Source organism: Pseudomonas shiyinii, from assembly GCF_056725765.1.
Window position 1 is genome coordinate 4,769,618 of sequence record NZ_CM161522.1, and the last position, 17,857, is coordinate 4,787,474.

Annotated in this window: 16 protein-coding genes; 3 read left to right on the forward strand and 13 right to left on the reverse strand. The window is 63.6% G+C overall.

The features are described 5' to 3' along the window. Nucleotides 1–152: 152 nt before the first annotated feature. Nucleotides 153–1,493: a hemolysin family protein gene (locus ACXHGZ_RS21605; protein ID WP_084855317.1), complete on the forward strand. Its 1,341-nt coding sequence runs from the start codon at nt 153–155 to the stop codon at nt 1,491–1,493. A gap of 151 nt (nt 1,494–1,644) precedes the next feature. Here ACXHGZ_RS21605 and ACXHGZ_RS21610 read toward each other — a convergent pair whose 3' ends face one another. From ACXHGZ_RS21610 to ACXHGZ_RS21645, 8 genes are all read right to left on the reverse strand, one after another. Beyond that, nucleotides 1,645–2,541: a peptidoglycan DD-metalloendopeptidase family protein gene (locus ACXHGZ_RS21610; protein WP_480461464.1), complete on the reverse strand. Its 897-nt coding sequence runs from the start codon at nt 2,539–2,541 to the stop codon at nt 1,645–1,647. A gap of 167 nt (nt 2,542–2,708) precedes the next feature. Continuing rightward, nucleotides 2,709–3,611 (reverse strand): response regulator, encoded by a 903-nt coding sequence (locus ACXHGZ_RS21615; RefSeq protein ID WP_480461466.1) that lies wholly within the window; start codon nt 3,609–3,611, stop codon nt 2,709–2,711. A 164-nt stretch (nt 3,612–3,775) separates the two neighbouring features. After that, nucleotides 3,776–4,546, reverse strand: coding sequence for a phosphate signaling complex protein PhoU (gene phoU / locus ACXHGZ_RS21620; RefSeq protein ID WP_084855314.1), 771 nt, complete (start codon nt 4,544–4,546; stop codon nt 3,776–3,778). A 91-nt stretch (nt 4,547–4,637) separates the two neighbouring features. Next, nucleotides 4,638–5,471 (reverse strand): phosphate ABC transporter ATP-binding protein PstB, encoded by an 834-nt coding sequence (gene pstB / locus ACXHGZ_RS21625; protein ID WP_480461468.1) that lies wholly within the window; start codon nt 5,469–5,471, stop codon nt 4,638–4,640. A 72-nt stretch (nt 5,472–5,543) separates the two neighbouring features. Next, nucleotides 5,544–7,214, reverse strand: a complete 1,671-nt coding sequence (gene pstA, locus ACXHGZ_RS21630; RefSeq protein WP_084855313.1) for a phosphate ABC transporter permease PstA — start codon at nt 7,212–7,214, stop codon at nt 5,544–5,546. Between the two features lie 17 nt (nt 7,215–7,231). Then, nucleotides 7,232–9,520: an ABC transporter permease family protein gene (locus ACXHGZ_RS21635; protein WP_480461471.1), complete on the reverse strand. Its 2,289-nt coding sequence runs from the start codon at nt 9,518–9,520 to the stop codon at nt 7,232–7,234. Between the two features lie 140 nt (nt 9,521–9,660). Beyond that, on the reverse strand, nt 9,661–10,659 hold the full coding sequence (locus ACXHGZ_RS21640) for a phosphate ABC transporter substrate-binding protein PstS (protein ID WP_480461473.1): 999 nt from the start codon (nt 10,657–10,659) through the stop codon (nt 9,661–9,663). 168 nt (nt 10,660–10,827) lie between these two features. Beyond that, nucleotides 10,828–12,117, reverse strand: a complete 1,290-nt coding sequence (locus ACXHGZ_RS21645) for an MFS transporter (RefSeq protein WP_480461475.1) — start codon at nt 12,115–12,117, stop codon at nt 10,828–10,830. A gap of 362 nt (nt 12,118–12,479) precedes the next feature. On the opposite strand from ACXHGZ_RS21645, the gene ACXHGZ_RS21650 reads away from it, so the two are divergent. Together ACXHGZ_RS21650 and ACXHGZ_RS21655 are read left to right on the forward strand one after the other, a co-directional pair. After that, entirely contained in the window at nt 12,480–12,878 is a 399-nt protein-coding gene (locus ACXHGZ_RS21650) for an acyl-CoA thioesterase (RefSeq protein WP_003253317.1), read from the forward strand. Between the two features lie 73 nt (nt 12,879–12,951). Beyond that, nucleotides 12,952–13,848 (forward strand): D-hexose-6-phosphate mutarotase, encoded by an 897-nt coding sequence (locus ACXHGZ_RS21655; protein ID WP_480461477.1) that lies wholly within the window; start codon nt 12,952–12,954, stop codon nt 13,846–13,848. 318 nt (nt 13,849–14,166) lie between these two features. Here ACXHGZ_RS21655 and ACXHGZ_RS21660 read toward each other — a convergent pair whose 3' ends face one another. The 5 genes from ACXHGZ_RS21660 to ACXHGZ_RS21680 form a co-directional block, all read right to left on the reverse strand. Further along, the gene (locus ACXHGZ_RS21660) at nt 14,167–14,700 is read right to left on the reverse strand and encodes a DUF3299 domain-containing protein (protein WP_480461478.1); all 534 of its coding nucleotides are present in this window, start codon (nt 14,698–14,700) and stop codon (nt 14,167–14,169) included. Nucleotides 14,701–14,747: 47 nt separating this feature from the next. Beyond that, on the reverse strand, nt 14,748–14,996 hold the full coding sequence (locus ACXHGZ_RS21665; protein ID WP_084855307.1) for a GlsB/YeaQ/YmgE family stress response membrane protein: 249 nt from the start codon (nt 14,994–14,996) through the stop codon (nt 14,748–14,750). Nucleotides 14,997–15,090: 94 nt separating this feature from the next. Next, nucleotides 15,091–16,173 carry a 5-(carboxyamino)imidazole ribonucleotide synthase gene (locus ACXHGZ_RS21670; RefSeq protein WP_084855306.1) on the reverse strand — a complete coding sequence of 361 codons (1,083 nt, stop codon included), beginning with the start codon at nt 16,171–16,173 and terminating at the stop codon, nt 15,091–15,093. A 10-nt stretch (nt 16,174–16,183) separates the two neighbouring features. After that, entirely contained in the window at nt 16,184–16,675 is a 492-nt protein-coding gene (purE, locus tag ACXHGZ_RS21675; protein WP_043209945.1) for a 5-(carboxyamino)imidazole ribonucleotide mutase, read from the reverse strand. 171 nt (nt 16,676–16,846) lie between these two features. Then, on the reverse strand, nt 16,847–17,788 hold the full coding sequence (locus ACXHGZ_RS21680; protein ID WP_084855304.1) for a LysR substrate-binding domain-containing protein: 942 nt from the start codon (nt 17,786–17,788) through the stop codon (nt 16,847–16,849). Nucleotides 17,789–17,857: the final 69 nt, after the last annotated feature.

Here is a 17,857-nt window from a genome sequence, read left to right on the forward strand (position 1 = left end):
GGCTTGCCGGCGATTGGGCCGCAAAGCAGCCCCAACAAGACCACTACCCTTTGCTTTTGCAGCTCCAGCCGCTACATTGGATCCCCTGTGCCAGCCATCGCTGGCACTTTTTTTCTCACCATTATCAAGACGGACCCCGTAAAAACTCCATCATGGACCCTTCCCCTGGTTTCAGCTTCATCTCTCTCTTTGCCGATTTCGGCATGATTCTCTTCGCCTTCCTCCTGGTGCTGCTCAACGGCTTCTTCGTGGCCGCCGAGTTCGCCATGGTCAAGCTGCGCGCCACCCGCGTCGAGTCCATCGCCGAGCTGCATGGCTGGCGGGGCAGCATTCTGCGCAAGGTCCACAATCAACTGGACGCCTACCTGTCAGCCTGCCAGCTGGGTATCACCCTGGCGTCCCTGGGCCTGGGCTGGGTCGGCGAGCCGGCCTTCGCCCACCTGCTCGAGCCGGTGCTGGCCGCTGTGGGCGTCGACACGCCGGAGCTGGTCAAGGCGATCTCCTTCTTCGTCGCCTTCTTCGTGATCTCCTACCTGCACATCGTGGTCGGCGAGCTGGCACCCAAGTCGTGGGCGATCCGCAAGCCCGAACTGCTGTCGCTGTGGACGGCCGTTCCGCTGTACCTGTTCTACTGGCTCATGTACCCGGCCATCTACCTGCTCAACGCCAGCGCCAACACCATCCTGCGCATCGCTGGCCAGGGCGAGCCCGGCCCACACCATGAGCACCACTACAGCCGCGAAGAGCTCAAGCTGATCCTGCACTCCAGCCGCGGCCAGGATCCGAGCGACCAGGGCATGCGTGTGCTGGCCTCGGCCGTGGAGATGGGCGAGCTGGAAGTGGTCGACTGGGCCAACTCCCGCGAGGACATGGTCAGCATCGATGCCCATGCCCCGCTCAAGGAGATCCTGGCGCTGGTGCGCCGTCACAAGTTCAGCCGCTACCCGGTCTACGACGCCGAGCGCGAGGAGTTCACCGGCCTGCTGCACATCAAGGACCTGCTGCTGGAGCTGGCCGAACTCGACCACCTGCCCGCGACCATCGACCTCGACGAGCTGGCACGCCCTCTGGAGCGGGTGTCCCGGCACATGCCGCTGGCCCAACTACTGGAGCAGTTCCGCAAGGGCGGCGCGCACTTCGTGCTGGTCGAGGAGGCCGACGGCAAGGTGATCGGCTACCTGACCATGGAGGACGTGCTGGAAGTGCTGGTGGGCGACATCCAGGACGAACACCGCAAGACCGAGCGCGGCATCCTCGCCTATCAGCCCGGCAAGCTGTTGGTACGTGGCGATACGCCGCTGTTCAAGGTCGAGCGCCTGCTGGGCGTTGACCTGGACCACATCGAGGCCGAAACCCTGGCAGGGCTGGTATACGAAACGCTCAAGCGCGTGCCGGAGGAAGAGGAAGTGCTGGAAGTCGAAGGCTTGCGCATCATCATCAAGAAGATGAAAGGGCCGAAGATCGTGCTGGCCAAGGTGCTCAAGCTCGATTGAGCGCTCTTTCCCAGATGCACCATTGAACCCTGTAGGAGCGGGCTTGTCCCGCGATTGGGCCTGGCCCGATATCTCTGTCGCCTGGCAAGGGCTTCGCCCTTGATCGCGGGACAAGCCCGCTCCTACAGGGCATCGGCTCGGGCAATACGAATCAAGGGTTCCCTGCCGTGAAATCCGGCAACCCGCCAATCGGCCGGTTGAAGCGGTAGGGAATCGACTCCAGCGCCAGCCCCACATTGCGCTGCACCACGAAATGCAGGTGCGGCCCGCTGCTGTTGCCGGTATTTCCCGACCTGGCCAGCAGCGCGCCCTGGGCCACCCGCTGCCCTTCGCTGACCACCACCGACCCGCGCATCAGGTGCAAGTACACCCCCATGGTGCCGTCCGGGTGCAGAATCCTGACGAAGTTGCCCGCCGGGTTGTTGCCGCGACCATGCTGGCGGTTCTCCACCTTCACCACCACGCCTTCGCGCGCCGCGACGATCGGCGTGCCTTCGGGCATGGCGATGTCCATCGCGTAGCGCCCCTTGGGCCCGAAATGGCTGAAACGCCCGTTGGGCCCCTGGCTCAAGCGGAACGGGCCACCGCGCCAGGGGAACGGATAGCGGAAGGCCTGGGGTCGCTTGCTCGGGTCGCCCAAGGCATGGCGGAATTTCGTCTCATAACGCAGGCGCCCGCCCGGCACGGCGGTCACCACGGTCAGCGCCTGGCTCGAACGCGGCGGCACCACACGCCGGATGATCCGGGGCGCATTGCCACCTTGGGCATCGACCAGGCGATACAGGCGAAGCTCGACCTCCACCGGGGCGAACAACTCGTTGCGCGCGAAGAAGCGGGTACCCCCGGCAACCTCCACGACGCGCAAGCGTACCTGGCTGTCCAGACGCTCGATCATGGGTTCGCGCAGTACGAACGGCCTGGCGCCAGGCAGCGGGTTTTCGGAGTAGGACACCACACCAAAGGCATCGGTGGTTTTGTAGAGGGTCATGCCCAGGCTCGACGCCGAGGCCGTGAGCAAGGCACAGAACAGCAGCAGGCGGGCGGGCATGATAGTGGCTTTTTGATAGTTGTTATGAATCGAAGCCTAGCAGCCACTTTCAGGCGAGGTGTTGCAGTTGGTCGGGAATTGGTCGGCTGTCTTCATCGCGGGACAAGCCCGCTCCTCCAGGGTCGCAGTGTGCCTGTGAGAGCGGTGTGTCCCGCGATTGCGATAGCTCAGGCGCCAGGGGTGAAGTGCTTCTGGGCGGTGCCACGGGCGATCAGCCGCGACAGGTAGTCGAGCTTCTGTGCATCCTGGTCGACGAATTTGAAGGTCAGTTGCAGCCAGTCGCTGTCGGGCTTGGCCTCCAGGGCAGCCACCGCATGCAGATAGCCATTGAGGCGTGCCACCTCGGCATTCTCGCCCTGCTCCAGGTCCAGCACCGCGCCTTCGAGCACCTGCGGCAAGGTCGTGCCGCGGCGTACCACCAGCAAGGCTTCCTTGAGGCTCAAGGCCTTGATCACACACGCCTGGGTACCGCTGGAAAGCCGCAGCTGGCCCTGGCCACGCCCACTCTGGGCCGTTGCCGCCGCACTCTTGGGCGCCGGTGTGCTGATCAACGGCTTGCTGGGCGCCGCGACGGCCGCCACGGGGGCCTTGACCGTCTCGGCCCGCCCGCCGGTGAGTGCGCTCAACGAATCGTTGGCGAATGCCGAATTGATGCGAGCCGGCGCACTGTTCATCAGGCCTTCGAGTTTGCCCAGCTTGGTCAGGGCCTTCTTCACCTTGGTCAGCAATTGCTCGTTGGTGAACGGCTTGCCCACGAAATCGGATACACCGGCCTGGATGGCCTGGATCACGTTCTCCTTGTCGCCACGGCTGGTCACCATGATGAACTGCAGGTCCTTGAGCTCGGCCTGCTGGCGGCACCAGGTGAGCAGTTCCAGGCCGGACATTTCCGGCATTTCCCAGTCGCACAAGACCAGGTCGAAGCGCTCCTTGCCCAACAGGGTCATGGCCTTGCGACCATTGACCGCGTCCTCGATGGCGATGCCCGGGAAGGCATTGCGCAGACACTTCCTCACCAGGTCGCGAATGAACGGCGCATCATCCACGACCAGCACGTTGACCTTACTCATCGATACTCCTCTTGAACCCCGACTAGCTTACCGCCGACTGATGGCCATTTGCCAAACCATGGGTCACGCCGGGACTTCTCTCATCGTTCGCGGGTGCCTGCCGGCTGCCCGACCGCAAACGAAAACGCCCGGCCTAGGCCGGGCGTCGATGCTCGGGAGCAACCTTACTTATCGTCCGATTGCGCCGGAACATTAGCGATTTCGGCATCGTCCGCCGCTTCGCCCTGCACTTCGGCCTTCATGCGCTTGAGGCCCATGTGGCGTACATCGGTGCCGCGCACGAGGTAGATCACCAGCTCGGAGATGTTGCGCGCGTGGTCGCCGATGCGCTCCAGCGAACGCAAGGCCCAGATCACGCTCAGTACGCGGGAGATCGAACGCGGGTCTTCCATCATGTAGGTGACCAGCTCGCGCAGCGCGGTCTTGTATTCACGGTCGATGGTCTTATCGTACTGGGCCACCGACAGCGCAAGGTCGGCATCGAAGCGGGCGAAGGCGTCCAGTGCATCACGCACCATGTTGCGCACCTGGTCGCCGATGTGGCGCACCTCGACGTAACCACGGGGTGACTCGCCCTCCTCGCACAGCTGGATGGCGCGGCGGGCGATCTTGGTGGATTCGTCGCCGATGCGCTCCAGGTCGATCACCGACTTGGAGATGCTGATGATCAGGCGCAGGTCGGAGGCTGCCGGTTGGCGGCGAGCGAGGATGCGTACGCATTCCTCGTCGATGTTGCGCTCCATCTGGTTGATCTGTTCGTCGACTTCACGGACCTGCTGGGCCAGGCCCGAATCGGCCTCGATCAGCGCGGTGACCGCGTCGTTGACCTGCTTCTCGACCAGGCCGCCCATCGCCAGGAGGTGGCTGCGCACCTCTTCGAGCTCGGCGTTGAACTGCTGGGAGATGTGATGGGTGAGGCTCTCTTTGTTGATCATCGTTTCGCTCCGCGAAGAAGCTGCAAGCTTCAAGTAATTCGTATCGTTCCCGGGTGCCGCACAGCAGCACACATCCTGTGGGAGCCGGGGATTAGCCGTAGCGACCGGTGATGTAGTCTTCGGTCTGCTTCTTCGCCGGATTGGTGAACAGGGTGTCGGTATCACCGAATTCGACCAGCTTGCCCATGTACATGAACGCGGTGTAGTCCGAGACACGCGCCGCCTGCTGCATGTTGTGGGTCACGATGACGATGGTGTACTTGGACTTGAGCTCGTAGATCAGCTCCTCGACCTTCAGGGTCGAGATCGGGTCCAGTGCCGAGCACGGTTCGTCGAGCAGCAGGACCTCGGGCTCCACGGCGATGGTGCGGGCGATGACCAGACGCTGCTGCTGACCACCGGACAGGCCCAGGGCCGAATCGTGCAGGCGGTCCTTGACCTCGTCCCACAGCGCGGCGCCCTTCAGGGCCCATTCGACCGCCTCGTCGAGCACGCGCTTCTTGTTGATGCCCTGGATACGCAGGCCGTAGACCACGTTTTCATAGATGGTCTTGGGGAACGGGTTGGGCTTCTGGAACACCATGCCGACCCGGCGGCGCAGCTCGGCCACGTCCTCGCCCTTGTGGTAGATGTTGTGGCCATACAGGTTGATGGCGCCTTCCACGCGGCAACCGTCGACCAGGTCGTTCATGCGGTTGAAGGTGCGCAGCAGGGTCGACTTGCCGCAACCGGAGGGGCCGATGAAGGCGGTCACGCGCTGCTTGGGGATATTCATCTGCACGTCGAACAGGGCTTGCTTGTCGCCATAGAACAGGGACAGGCCGGGTACTTCGATGGCCACGGTTTCTTCAGCCAGGCGCAGGCTCTGCTTGTCGCGGCCCAGGGCGGACATGTCGATGCCGTGGGCGTGGGATTCTTGCTGCATGGTCAACTCCATACGCTATCAATTCGTTTCAAAGGGCCGCCCGGCTCACGGGCGGCACGCTTGCAATCAGGATCAGCTGTCGAGGGCCTTGTACTTCTCGCGCAGGTGGTTACGGATCCACACCGCCGAGAGGTTGAGGGTGGCGATCACCAGCACCAGCAGCAGCGCGGTGGCATACACCAGCGGCCGCGCAGCCTCGACGTTGGGGCTCTGGAAGCCGACGTCGTAGATATGGAAGCCCAGGTGCATGATCTTCTGGTCCAAGTGCAGGTACGGGTAGTTGCCGTCCACCGGCAACGACGGTGCCAGTTTCACCACCCCCACCAGCATCAGCGGTGCCACTTCGCCCGCGGCACGGGCCACGGCGAGGATCATGCCGGTCATCATGGCCGGGCTTGCCATCGGCAGGACGATTTTCCACAAGGTCTCGGCCTTGGTCGCCCCCAGGGCCAGGGAGCCTTCGCGCACGGTACGCGGGATCCGCGCCAGGCCTTCCTCGGTAGCCACGATCACCACCGGCACGGCCAGCAATGCCAGGGTCAGCGAGGCCCACAGCAGGCCCGGGGTGCCCAAGGTCGGGGCTGGCAGCGCCTCGGGGAAGAACAGCCGGTCGATCGAGCCGCCCAGCACATAGACGAAGAAGCCCAGGCCGAACACACCGTAGACGATCGCCGGTACGCCAGCGAGGTTGTTCACGGCGATGCGGATCAGGCGCGTCACCGGGCCCTGCTTGGCGTATTCGCGCAGGTAGACCGCCGCCAGCACACCGAACGGGGTGACGATCACGGCCATGATCAGGGTCATCATCACGGTGCCGAAGATAGCCGGGAAGATACCGCCCTCGGTGTTGGCTTCACGTGGGTCGTCGCTGAGGAACTCCCAGACCTTGCTGAAATACACGCCCATCTTGGTCATGACCGACATGCCGTTGGGCTGGTACGCGTGGACCACCTTGCTCAGGTTGATCTCCACTTCGCGGCCATTGCCGTCGCGGGCCACCAGGCTGTCGCGGGAGAAGGCCTGGTGCAGGCCGGTCAGGCGCTCTTCGATGGCCTTGTAGCGGTTGTTCAGCTCGGCGCGATCGGCTTCGATATCGGCCTGGGCCGCGGCGTCCAGCTTGCCGTCGAGTTCCAGCTTGCGGGTCTGCAAGCGCAGGCGCTCCAGGCCATGGTTGATGGCGCCGATGTCCTTTTTCTCGAGAGTCTGCAGCTCGGAGGCCAGCTGGTCGGCACGCTTGAGGCGCGCCTGCAGCTCGGCCCAGGCACCCGCACCTTCGGCGACCACGCGGCCTTCTTCCTTGACGCTCACCAGGTAGCCGTAGAAATTGCCCCACTCACGACGCTCCAGGGCGATCAGGTCGGCAGGCTTCTGCTGGTCGACCAGCCACTCGCCGACCAGCCAGGTGAAGTCGCTGCCGTTGAGGTCGCGGTTACCGACCTTGACCAGCTCGCGGGTCATGAACTCCGGGCCTTCCTCCGGCACCGGCAGGCCGGCACCCTTGAGGCGGGCGCGTGGCACTTCTTCCTTTTGCACCACCTCACCGATGATCACATGGTCACCCTGGCCGGGCACCTTGTAGGTGGCCTGGATCAGGTCGGCCGGCCAGAAGTGGCCCAGGCCGCGGACGGCGATCACGGCAAGCAGGCCGACGGTCATGATCACCGCCATGGCGACCGCGCCACCGCTGATCCAGACGCCGGGGGCGCCGCTCTTGAACCAGCCTTTGAGGGAATCCTTTTTCACGGATCTCTACCTTTCTATCAAAGCGACGAGTATTTCTTGCGCAGACGCTGGCGAATCAGCTCGGCCAAGGTGTTCATGATGAAGGTGAACATCAGCAGCACGAGGGCGGCGAGGAACAGCACACGATAGTGGCTGCCGCCGACTTCCGATTCGGGCATTTCCACGGCCACGTTGGCGGCCAGGGTGCGCATGCCTTCGAACAGGTTCAGCTCCATGACCGGGGTGTTGCCGGTGGCCATGAGCACGATCATGGTCTCGCCCACCGCACGGCCCATGCCGATCATCAGCGCCGAGAAGATACCCGGGCTGGCGGTGAGGATGACCACGCGGGTCAGGGTCTGCCAGGGCGTCGCGCCCAGGGCCAGGGAGCCCAGGGTCAGGCTGCGCGGCACGCTGAACACGGCGTCCTCGGCGATAGAGTAGATGTTCGGGATGACCGCGAAGCCCATGGCGATACCGACTACCAGGGCGTTGCGCTGGTCGTAGGTGATACGCAGATCGTTGGTGATCCACAGGCGCATGTCGCCGCCGAAGAACCAGGTCTCGAGGAACGGGCTCATGTACAGGGCGAACCAGCCGATCACCAGGATCACCGGGATCAGGATCGCCGCTTCCCAGCCATCCGGGATGCGCAGGCGGATCGACTCGGGCAGGCGGCTCCAGGTGAAGCCGGCAACGAGGATACCGATCGGCAGGATCAGCAGCAGGCTGAACACGCCCGGCAAGTGGCCTTCAAGGTATGGCGCCAGGAACAGGCCGGCGAAGAAGCCCAGGATCACCGTCGGCATCGCTTCCATCAGTTCGATCACCGGCTTGACCTTGCGGCGCATGCCTGGGGCCATGAAGTAGGCGGTGTAGATGGCGGCGGCGATGGCCAGCGGTGCGGCGAGGATCATCGCGTAGAACGCGGCCTTCAGGGTACCGAAGGTCAGCGGCGACAGGCTCAGCTTGGGCTCGAAGTCGGTATTGGACGCGGTGGACTGCCAGACGTACTTCGGCTCGTCGTAGTTTTCGTACCAGACCTTGCCCCACAGCGCGCTGAAGGACACTTCAGGGTGCGGGTTCTTCAGGCTCAGCGGCAGCAGCTTGCCACCCTGTTCGATGATGATGCGGTTGGCGCGTGGCGACAGGGCCAGGATACCGGCACCTTCGGCAGCCGGCTCGACCAGCAGGGTACGGTGCGCGGTGCTGTGGAACACGCCCAGCTGGCCTGCGCTGTCCAGGGCGATGAAGCCCTTGCGACGCTCTTCGGCATCGATCTGTACGACCGGCGCCTTGCCCATCTGGAAGCTGCGGATCAGCTTGAAGCGCGACTCGCCATCCGGGTCACGGGCCATGAACCACTGGCTCAGGCCGCCCTTGGAATCACCGAAGATCAGCGAGATACCGCCGACCAGCTGGGCACTGGCAGTGATCTCGGTATCGCCGTCCTCGGACAGCTTGTAGCGCCCGTTCAGGCTCTTCTCGCGCAGGCTGAAGACATCGGCGGTGGCGCGGCCGTTGACCACGTACAGCCACTGCTGGCGCGGGTCGATGAAGATGGCCTTGACCGTCTCGGTCATCTGCGGCAGGTCGATGCGGGTCTGCTCGCTGGTGACCTCGCCGGTCATCATGTTCTCTTCGCGAGTCAGCTCGACCACCTGCAAGTGCGAACCGGTAGAGCCGGCCAGCAGCAGGGTGTCACCGTTGACGTTGACGCTGACGTGTTCGAGGGCACGGCCTTGGTCGTCCAGGGTGAACGCTTGCTGGCCATACGGGAAGTCGATGGCCGGGGTGATGGTCTTCTTGTTGTCCGGATAGGTGATCTTGTAGCTGTGGTTGAACACCAGCGCCTGGCCGTTGGACAAGCCCAGCACCACCATCGGGCTGCCCGGCTGGTCGGCGCTGATCGAGGCTACCTGGACACCCGCCGGCAGCGGCAGGTCGATGCGCTTGACCTCGGCACCGGTCTTGGTGTCGAAGAACAGCGCCTGGCCCTTGTCGGAAACGCGCATGCCCACGAGGTTCTGCTCCTCGAGGGCGATCATCAGCGGCTTGCCGGCGTCCTGTTGCAGCCAGGTCGGCTCCAGGGCCTTCTTGCTGGAAAGCGTGGCGCCCTGGAACAGTGGCAGCACCACATAGGCCAGGTAGAAGAAGATCAGGGTGATGGCTGCCAGCACGGCAAGCCCGCCCACCAGTACGTACCAGCGGGTCAGACGGTCCTTCAGCGCACGCAGGCGCCGCTTGCGTTGCAGCTCGGGCGTATTGAAGTCAATCCGCACGGGGGGAGAATTTTGGGTCATTGTGGAGTTGGCCAGATCATTCATGCGCACACCCTAGCGGTCCCGTATGACAAAAACATGACAATGCAGTGACGCAAAAAAGCCCGCCGCTCAGGAGCCCTGGCTTCGGACTGGGAATTCGTGGAAAAGGCCGGGCATCAAGCACCGGCCCCTTCCTCAGTTACTTACTTTTTTGCAACGTTACCGGCGTGGGACAGGCCCAGGTCAGCCAGGGTCTTGTCGACCACCTTGGCCGGCAGCGGGATGTAGCCGTCCTTCACCACGACCTGCTGGCCAGCCTGCGACAGCACCAGCTTGACGAACTCGGCTTCCAGCGGGGCCAGAGGCTTGTTCGGGGCCTTGTTGACGTAGACGTACAGGAAGCGCGACAGCGGGTAGGTGCCGTTCAGGGCGTTGGCTTCGTTATCTTCGACGAACGCGCCACCTTCCTTCTTGGCCAACGGTACGGTCTTGACGCTGGCGGTCTTGTAGCCAATACCCGAGTAGCCGATGCCGTTCAGCGAGCTGCTGATCGACTGCACGACCGAGGCCGAGCCAGGCTGTTCGTTGACGTTAGGCTTGAAGTCGCCTTTGCACAGGGCTTCTTCCTTGAAATAGCCGTAGGTACCGGATACCGAGTTGCGGCCGAACAGCTGGATTGGCTTGTTGGCCAGGTCGCCGGTCACGCCGATGTCGCCCCAGGTCTTCACGTCGGCCTTGCCGCCGCACAGACGGGTGGAGGAGAAGATCGCATCGACCTGGGCCATGGTCAGGCCCTTGATCGGGTTGTCCTTGTGCACGAACACAGCCAGGGCGTCGACGGCGACCGGGATGGCGGTCGGCTTGTAGCCGTACTTCTGCTCGAAGGCCTGCAGCTCGACATCCTTCATCTTGCGGCTCATCGGGCCAAGGTTGGCGGTGCCTTCGGTCAGCGCGGGTGGCGCAGTGGAAGAACCGGCAGCCTGGATCTGGATGTTTACGTTCGGATATTCCTTCTTGTAGGCCTCGGCCCACAGAGTCATCAGGTTCGCCAGGGTATCGGAACCGACGCTGGAGAGGTTGCCCGATACGCCAGTGGTCTTGGTGTAGGTCGGGATTGCAGGATCGACGGCGGCAACCGCATTGGCGGTAGCGACGCCAGCGGCGGCGAACGTGAGGGCCGCCATCAAACGCTTCAGTTTCATGCCTAACTCCTAGCAGGAATATTTGGGGTGTGAGATGGAACGGGCCCAAGTATCTGCAGGCCGCATGAACACTCTATGACTCGAATGTGACAATTGGATGAAAGGCCATCACCGGAAACCGGGATGGCCTTTGCAGGATGTTACAGCGAGCGGTTGTTCAGGCCCGGATCAGCGCTTGGTCGCCAACAAGTACACCCCCACCAACAGGCCAACGGCGCACAGCCCGGCCACATAATAGGCCGGCGCCATCGGGCTGAACTTCAGCAGCGCCGTGACCACCATCGGCGTCAACCCGCCAAAGATCGCGTAGGCCAAATTGTAGGAGAATGACAGCCCACTGAACCGCACCACCGGCGGGAATGCCTTGACCATGACGTAGGGCACCGCGCCGACGATCCCCACGCACAGGCCAGTGATCGCATACAACGGGAACAACAGGTCAGGCCGGCTCGGCAGGCTGTGGAAGAACACCCACGAAGACACGAGTAACAGCAGGCTGCCCACCACGAACACCCGCCCGGCGCCGAAACGGTCGGCCAGGCTGCCGGCTGCGACGCAGCCGACGCTCAGCAGCACGATGGCCAAGCTGTTGGCTTTCAGTGAATCGGTGGGGCTGACCTGGTAAAGACTCTGCAGCAGCGCCGGGGTCATGAGGATGATCACGACGATGGCCGCCGACAGCAACCAGGTCAACAGCATCGATAGGATGATCGCGCCGCGGTGGTCGCGCAGCACCGCGCGCAACGGCAGTTCTTCGGCCAGGGCCTTGCGTTGCTGCATCTCGGCGAATACCGGCGTTTCATGCAGCCAGCGCCGCAGGTACACCGCTACCAGCCCGAACACGCCCCCCAACAGGAAAGGAATACGCCAAGCGTAGGCCGCCACTTCATCGGGGCTGTAGAGGGTGTTGATCAAAGTGGCCACCAACGAACCGAGCAGGATGCCCGAGGTCAGGCCGGCAGTCAGCGTGCCGCAGGCATAGCCGGTGTTACGGGCCGGCACGTGCTCGGACACGAACACCCAGGCCCCTGGCACCTCGCCACCGATCGCGGCGCCCTGGACCACGCGCATCGCCAACAGCAGGATCGGCGCCCACAGGCCGATCTGTGCATAGGTCGGCAGCAAGCCCATGACCAGGGTCGGCACCGCCATCATGAAAATGCTCAGGGTGAACATCTTCTTGCGCCCGAGCAGGTCGCCGAAATGCGCCATGATGATACCGCCCAGCGGCCGGGCCAGGTAGCCGGCGGCGAAGATGCCGAAGGTCTGCATCAGGCGCAGCCACTCAGGCATGTCGACGGGGAAGAACAGTTTGCCGACCACCGTGGCGAAGAACACGAAGATGATGAAGTCGTAGAACTCCAACGCTCCACCGAGGGCGGACAGGGAAAGGGTTTTATAGTCGCTGCGGGTCAGCGGCCGCGAAGGCTGCTCGATACTGCTCGGCACGGAGGTCATGGCTTTTCTCTTTATTGTCGTGCAGGCCGTTTGTCATGCGGCTTCTGGAGGATGTCGCCGGCGAAGATAACAAATTGCCGCAGGCGACTCATAGCGGTACAAAATCCATACAGATATTCATGAATGCACGGTCGTCGCTGGCTGTTCAGGTCTATATACTGGCCGCTCGTAGGAAAAGGTTGCGCCTCTCATGGGATGTTGTGCGAAAACGCCGGTCAAGTGTTTCAGGCGGTTTCGCAGAGTTTCCCTTTGGCCGCCCACCGAAGCGAAATCAGCGTAGTATGTTTTCAGCTGAATCGTTTTCCCGGCGTCCGTTCTTTGCGCCAACCAACGAAGCGTCACGGGTCCGAGGCCCCCACCGCATGATTGAGCTCGAACAAGAAGATCCCATCCCACAGGGCGACCTGGCCCTGCAGATTACCGCCCTGCCGCGCGAAACCAACGGTTTCGGCGATATCTTCGGCGGCTGGCTGGTAGCCCAGATGGACCTGGCCGGCACGGCCATGGCCAGCCGTGTCGCCGGTGGCCGTGTCGCCACCGTGGCCATCGATCGCATGGCGTTCCTGGTACCGGTCGCCGTGGGCGCGCAGCTGTCCTTCTATACCCAGACCCTGGAAATCGGCCGCAGCTCCATCCAGATGATGGTGGAAGTGTGGAGCGACGACCCGCTGTCCAGCGAATGGCGCAAGGTCACCGAAGCCGTCTTCGTGTTCGTCGCCATCGATGGCAGTGGCCGCACCCGCTCCGTCCCTCGTCGCTGAGCCACAGGCGCGTTAAACTCGTTGCAAGGCATGAGGTCCAAGGCCTCATTTGCATCCCAACGAGACAAGCGCAATGGCTACCTTCCAGGTCGAAACGGAACAACACGGCGAGCTCAACTGCTGGCGCATCACCAGCGCGCATGCAGAACTGCTGATCGCCCAACAGGGCGCCCAGGTCCTGAGCTATCAGCGACTGGGCGAGCCGCCGCTGCTGTGGCTCAGCGACCAGGCCATCTTCCGCCAGGGCAAGTCGGTACGCGCCGGCGTGCCGGTGTGCTGGCCCTGGTTCGGCAACCTGCAGCGCAACCCTCAGGCCGTCCAGGCCATGTACCAAGGCGAACAGGCACCCGCCCATGGCCTGGCCCGCACCCGTGACTGGCAGCTGCTGGGTATCGAGGAAGCGGACGAACGCCTGCGCATCGAGTTCAGCCTGCCCGAGGCCCAGGGCGACCTGCCCGGCTGGCCCCATGACGTCGAGCTCAAGCTGCTGATCGAAATGGGCACGCAGCTGAAGATGACCCTGCGCAGCCAGAACATGGGCAATGACAGCGTCACCCTCAGCCAGGCGCTGCACAGCTACTTCGCCGTGAGCGATGTACGCCAGGCAAGCGTCGAAGGCGTGGAGAGCCTGGGCTATATCGAAACCCTGGCCGATTGGGCGCTGCGCCAGCAACATGGCGCGCTGGATTTCGCCGGCGAAACCGACCGCATCTACCTGCAGGTGCCTGCCGTGCTGAAGATCGTCGACCCGCACTGGAACCGCCGCATCACCTTGCAAAGCACTGGTTCGCGTTCTGCGGTGATCTGGAACCCCTGGGCCGACCGCGCGAAGGCGTTGCCAGACATGGCGGATGATGGCTGGCAGCGGATGCTGTGCATCGAGACGGCGAACGTGTGGGATGACGTGGTGACCCTGGCGCCCGGGGCAAGCCACGTACTGAGCGTCACCATCGGCAGCGAGGCCTTGTAGCGGGGCCTCTGCGTTACCCAATCGCCGGCAAGCCGGCTCTCATAGAACAACGCATGACCATTTGATTTGCTGCACCCTGTGGGAGCGGGCTTGTCCCGCGATTAGGCCGGACCCGATATCACCGTCGCCTGACAAGGGCTTCGCCCTTGATCGCGGGACAAGTCGGACCGCCGCACCGCCGCTCCCACAGGGGCAGCATTGGCCGCTTGTTCTCTGCGCGACAGCGCAGCCCGAAGGGGTGGGTAATCTCCCACAGGTATGGCGGTGTCCCTAGCATAGGTGGGAGCCGGCTTGCCGGCGATTGGGCCGGAAAGAAAATCAGAGATCGGCGTCTTCCACCACCCTCACCGTCCGCGCATCCATGGCATAGGCCGCATCCGCCAGGTCATTACTGACCTTTTCCACCTTCAGCGTCCCACTGACCCACAACGGCGTGTAGATGTCGTCGATCTTCAGCCCCTTGGGATAGCGCACCAGCACCAGCTGGTTCGGTGGCGGCGGTGGTACGTGGATGCAGGCGCCGGGGTATGGCACCAGGAAGAACAGTGTGCTGTTGCCCTTGGCATCGCTCTCCAATGGCACCGGATACCCGCCCAGGCGGATCTGCCTGCCGTTCATGGCCGCCACGGTCTTGGTCGAGTACATCACCGCCGGCAAACCCTTGGCCTGCTTGAGCCCACCCTTGTCGGTGAAGGTACCCATGGCCTCGGGGGAGCTGTGGTCGATCTCGGGCATCTGCTCGAGCGCCTTCTGGTCCGACTTGGGCATCAGCTCCAGCCAGTCGGTCTCGGGCAATTCGGCATGGGCCAGGGTGCTGGCCAACAACAGGGAAGCAAGGAAAAACGCACGCATGGAGAATGCTCGGCAACTCGGGTGAATTGCCGGGCATTCTAAACCAGTCACCCGCGTTTCTTGATGAATCCGTAGATCACCAATAGGACGATGGCGCCGATCAGGGCGCCAACGAAACCGGCGGCCTGGCCCGCCTGGTAGATACCCAGGGCCTGCCCGCCGTAGGTGGCGACCAGGGAGCCGGCGATGCCCAGGAGGATGGTCATGATCCAGCCCATGCTGTCGTCCCCAGGCTTGAGGAAGCGGGCCAGCAGGCCGACGATGAGGCCGATGAAGATGGTTCCGATGATACCCATGGCGATCCCTCTGCAATGAAATGGAACAAGCCAAAGCCTAGACAGCGCTTTGGCTTGTTGCCATTTCAGAGGGCCTGCCGGGGCAGAGGTTCAATCAGCCGGCGATCAGCGCTTCGACTTCGGCGATCTTGCCTTTGAGCGTGGCCATGTCGGCGCAGCGCAGGGTGGCATGGCCAACCTTGCGACCGACCTTGAACGCCTTGCCGTAGTGGTGCAGGTGGCAGCCCTCGATGGCCACGACCTTGTCCACCGCAGGCACTTCACCGATGAAGTTGAGCATGGCGCTCTCGCCGACCTTGGCGGTGGAGCCCAGCGGCAGGCCGGCAACGGCGCGCAGGTGGTTCTCGAACTGGCTGCACTCGGCGCCTTCGATGGTCCAGTGCCCGGAGTTGTGCACCCGTGGCGCGATCTCGTTGGCCTTCAGGCCGCCGTCCACCTCGAAGAACTCGAAGGCCATCACGCCCACGTAGTCCAGCTTCTGCAGCACGCGTCCGACATAGTCTTCGGCCAGGGCCTGCAGCGGGTGCGCCTGGCTGGCTACGGACAGGCGCAGGATGCCGCTTTCATGGGTGTTGTGCACCAGCGGGTAGAAGCGGGTTTCGCCATCGCGGCCACGCACGGCCACCAGCGAAACTTCGCCGGTGAATGGCACGAAGCCTTCGAGCAGGCACGGCACGCTGCCCAGTTCGGCAAAGGTGCCCACCACGTCATCGGCAGTGCGCAGAACCTTCTGGCCCTTGCCGTCGTAGCCCAGGGTACGGGTCTTGAGCACCGCCGGCAGGCCGATGCTGGCCACGGCGGCGTCCAGGTCTTCCTGGGACAGGATGTCGGCGAAGGCCGGCGTCGGGATGCCCAGGTCGCGGAACATGCTCTTCTCGAACAGACGGTCACGGGCGATGCGCAGGGCTTCGGCGCTCGGGTAGACCGGGACAAACTGCGAAAGGAAGGCCACGGTTTCGGCCGGGACGCTCTCGAACTCGAAGGTCACCAGGTCGACTTCGTCAGCCAGCTGGCGCAAGTGGTCCTGGTCGCCGTAGTCGGCCCGCAGGTGCTCGCCCAAGGGCGCCGCGCAGGCGTCCGGGGCGGGGTCGAGGAAAGCGAAGTTCATGCCCAGCGGCGTTCCCGCCAAGGCCAGCATGCGGCCCAGCTGGCCGCCACCGATTACACCGATCTTCATGTTGATAGCCTCAGGCCTGGCGCGGGTCCGGATTGTCCAGGACGGTTTCGGTCTGCTCCGTGCGGAACTGCTTGAGTGCCGCGTGGTACTGCGGGTACTTGGCGCCCAGGATGCTCGCCGACAGCAGTGCCGCGTTGATCGCGCCGGCCTTGCCGATGGCCAGGGTGGCGACCGGCACGCCTGCCGGCATCTGCACGATCGACAGCAGCGAATCGACACCCGACAGCATCGACGACTGTACCGGCACGCCCAGCACCGGCAGGTGGGTCTTGGCGGCGCACATGCCTGGCAGGTGGGCAGCGCCACCGGCACCGGCGATGATCACCTCGATGCCGCGGCCTTCGGCCTCCTCGGCGTACTGGAACAGCAGATCCGGGGTACGGTGGGCGGAAACCACCTTCACCTCGTAGGGAATGCCGAGTTTTTCCAGCATATCGGCGGTGTGGCTAAGGGTGGACCAATCGGACTTGGAGCCCATGATCACGCCAACCAGTGCACTCATCGTCGAGCCTCTTCGCTTGTGCGCCCGCGGGCGCGTCAAAAAACAACAAGCCACGCGGGACGACCGGCGTGGCTTGTTTGCTGATCAATGACCGGATCGATCCGGTCCAGGGGCCGCGCAGTATACCGTAAGGCAGTGCCGTAAAGGCACCCCGGCGACCAACTGTCGGCCTTATTTTTCGGGGGTTTGGCTGACTTTTGGGTCAACTGGCGCAGTTGCCGTACCGCCCTCGAGCTTACGCCACAGCAAGCGTACGTTGGCCTTGCGCACCAGGGCACAGCGGTACAGGCGGATTTCCAGTGGTACGTGCCACTGGCTGCCCCCACAGATCGCCAGTTCGCCACGCTCCAGCTCGCCGCGCATCGACAGCCGCGGTACCCAGGCGATGCCCATGCCCTCGAGGGCCATGCTCTTGAGACTGTCGGCCATGGCGGTTTCATAGACTGTGGTATAGCGCAGGTTGCGCTGGCGCAGCAGCAGGTTCACCGAACGTCCGAGGAAGGCACCGGCACTGTAGGCCAGCAACGGCACGCTGCTTTCACCCTCGAGATCGAACAACGGCTTGCCATCGGCCCCCACCGCACACACCGGCAACATTTCCGTGGTGCCCATGTGCAGCGACGGGAAGATCTCGGCATCCATCTGCAGGGCAGCGTCCGGGTCATAGAAGGCCAGCATCAGGTCGCAACCGCCTTCGCGCAGTGCATGCACCGCATCACCTACGTTGGTGGCGACCAGGCGGGTGGCGATGTTCAAGCCATCGTTGCGCAACTGAGCGACCCAACGTGGGAAGAACCCCGACGCCAGGGAGTGTGCCGCCGCCACCTGCACCACTTCGCCCTGCCCACCTTCCAGGTGATGCAAATGCCGGAGAACTTCGCTCAATTGGTCGACAACGGTACGCGCGGTGACCAGAAACAGCTGCCCGGCCTCGGTCAGTTCGATAGGCGTGCGGGAACGATTCACCAAGGTCAGGCCCAAGGCAGCCTCAAGGCTGCGGATCCGTCGGCTGAACGCTGGCTGGGTCACGAAACGGCGTTCCGCCGCCTGGGAAAAACTGCGGGTAGCGGCCAGGGCGCTGAAGTCCTCCAACCACTTGCTTTCGAGGTTCATGAAGCGATCTCCCAGCGTGCACCAAAATGGGACACGCTCGATTGTCAATTGGCGTCACATGAATCGGTA

Coding starts and splice junctions, on each gene's coding strand:
- ACXHGZ_RS21635 (WP_480461471.1), bottom strand. CDS start 9,520: ATGAATGATCTGGCCAACTCCACAATGACCCAAAATTCTCCCCCCGTG.
- ACXHGZ_RS21655 (WP_480461477.1), top strand. CDS start 12,952: ATGGCTACCTTCCAGGTCGAAACGGAACAACACGGCGAGCTCAACTGC.
- ACXHGZ_RS21610 (WP_480461464.1), bottom strand. CDS start 2,541: ATGCCCGCCCGCCTGCTGCTGTTCTGTGCCTTGCTCACGGCCTCGGCG.
- ACXHGZ_RS21680 (WP_084855304.1), bottom strand. CDS start 17,788: ATGAACCTCGAAAGCAAGTGGTTGGAGGACTTCAGCGCCCTGGCCGCT.
- ACXHGZ_RS21640 (WP_480461473.1), bottom strand. CDS start 10,659: ATGAAACTGAAGCGTTTGATGGCGGCCCTCACGTTCGCCGCCGCTGGC.
- ACXHGZ_RS21670 (WP_084855306.1), bottom strand. CDS start 16,173: ATGAAGATCGGTGTAATCGGTGGCGGCCAGCTGGGCCGCATGCTGGCC.
- ACXHGZ_RS21645 (WP_480461475.1), bottom strand. CDS start 12,117: ATGACCTCCGTGCCGAGCAGTATCGAGCAGCCTTCGCGGCCGCTGACC.
- phoU (WP_084855314.1), bottom strand. CDS start 4,546: ATGATCAACAAAGAGAGCCTCACCCATCACATCTCCCAGCAGTTCAAC.
- ACXHGZ_RS21660 (WP_480461478.1), bottom strand. CDS start 14,700: ATGCGTGCGTTTTTCCTTGCTTCCCTGTTGTTGGCCAGCACCCTGGCC.
- purE (WP_043209945.1), bottom strand. CDS start 16,675: ATGAGTGCACTGGTTGGCGTGATCATGGGCTCCAAGTCCGATTGGTCC.
- ACXHGZ_RS21650 (WP_003253317.1), top strand. CDS start 12,480: ATGATTGAGCTCGAACAAGAAGATCCCATCCCACAGGGCGACCTGGCC.
- ACXHGZ_RS21665 (WP_084855307.1), bottom strand. CDS start 14,996: ATGGGTATCATCGGAACCATCTTCATCGGCCTCATCGTCGGCCTGCTG.
- ACXHGZ_RS21605 (WP_084855317.1), top strand. CDS start 153: ATGGACCCTTCCCCTGGTTTCAGCTTCATCTCTCTCTTTGCCGATTTC.
- pstB (WP_480461468.1), bottom strand. CDS start 5,471: ATGCAGCAAGAATCCCACGCCCACGGCATCGACATGTCCGCCCTGGGC.
- ACXHGZ_RS21615 (WP_480461466.1), bottom strand. CDS start 3,611: ATGAGTAAGGTCAACGTGCTGGTCGTGGATGATGCGCCGTTCATTCGC.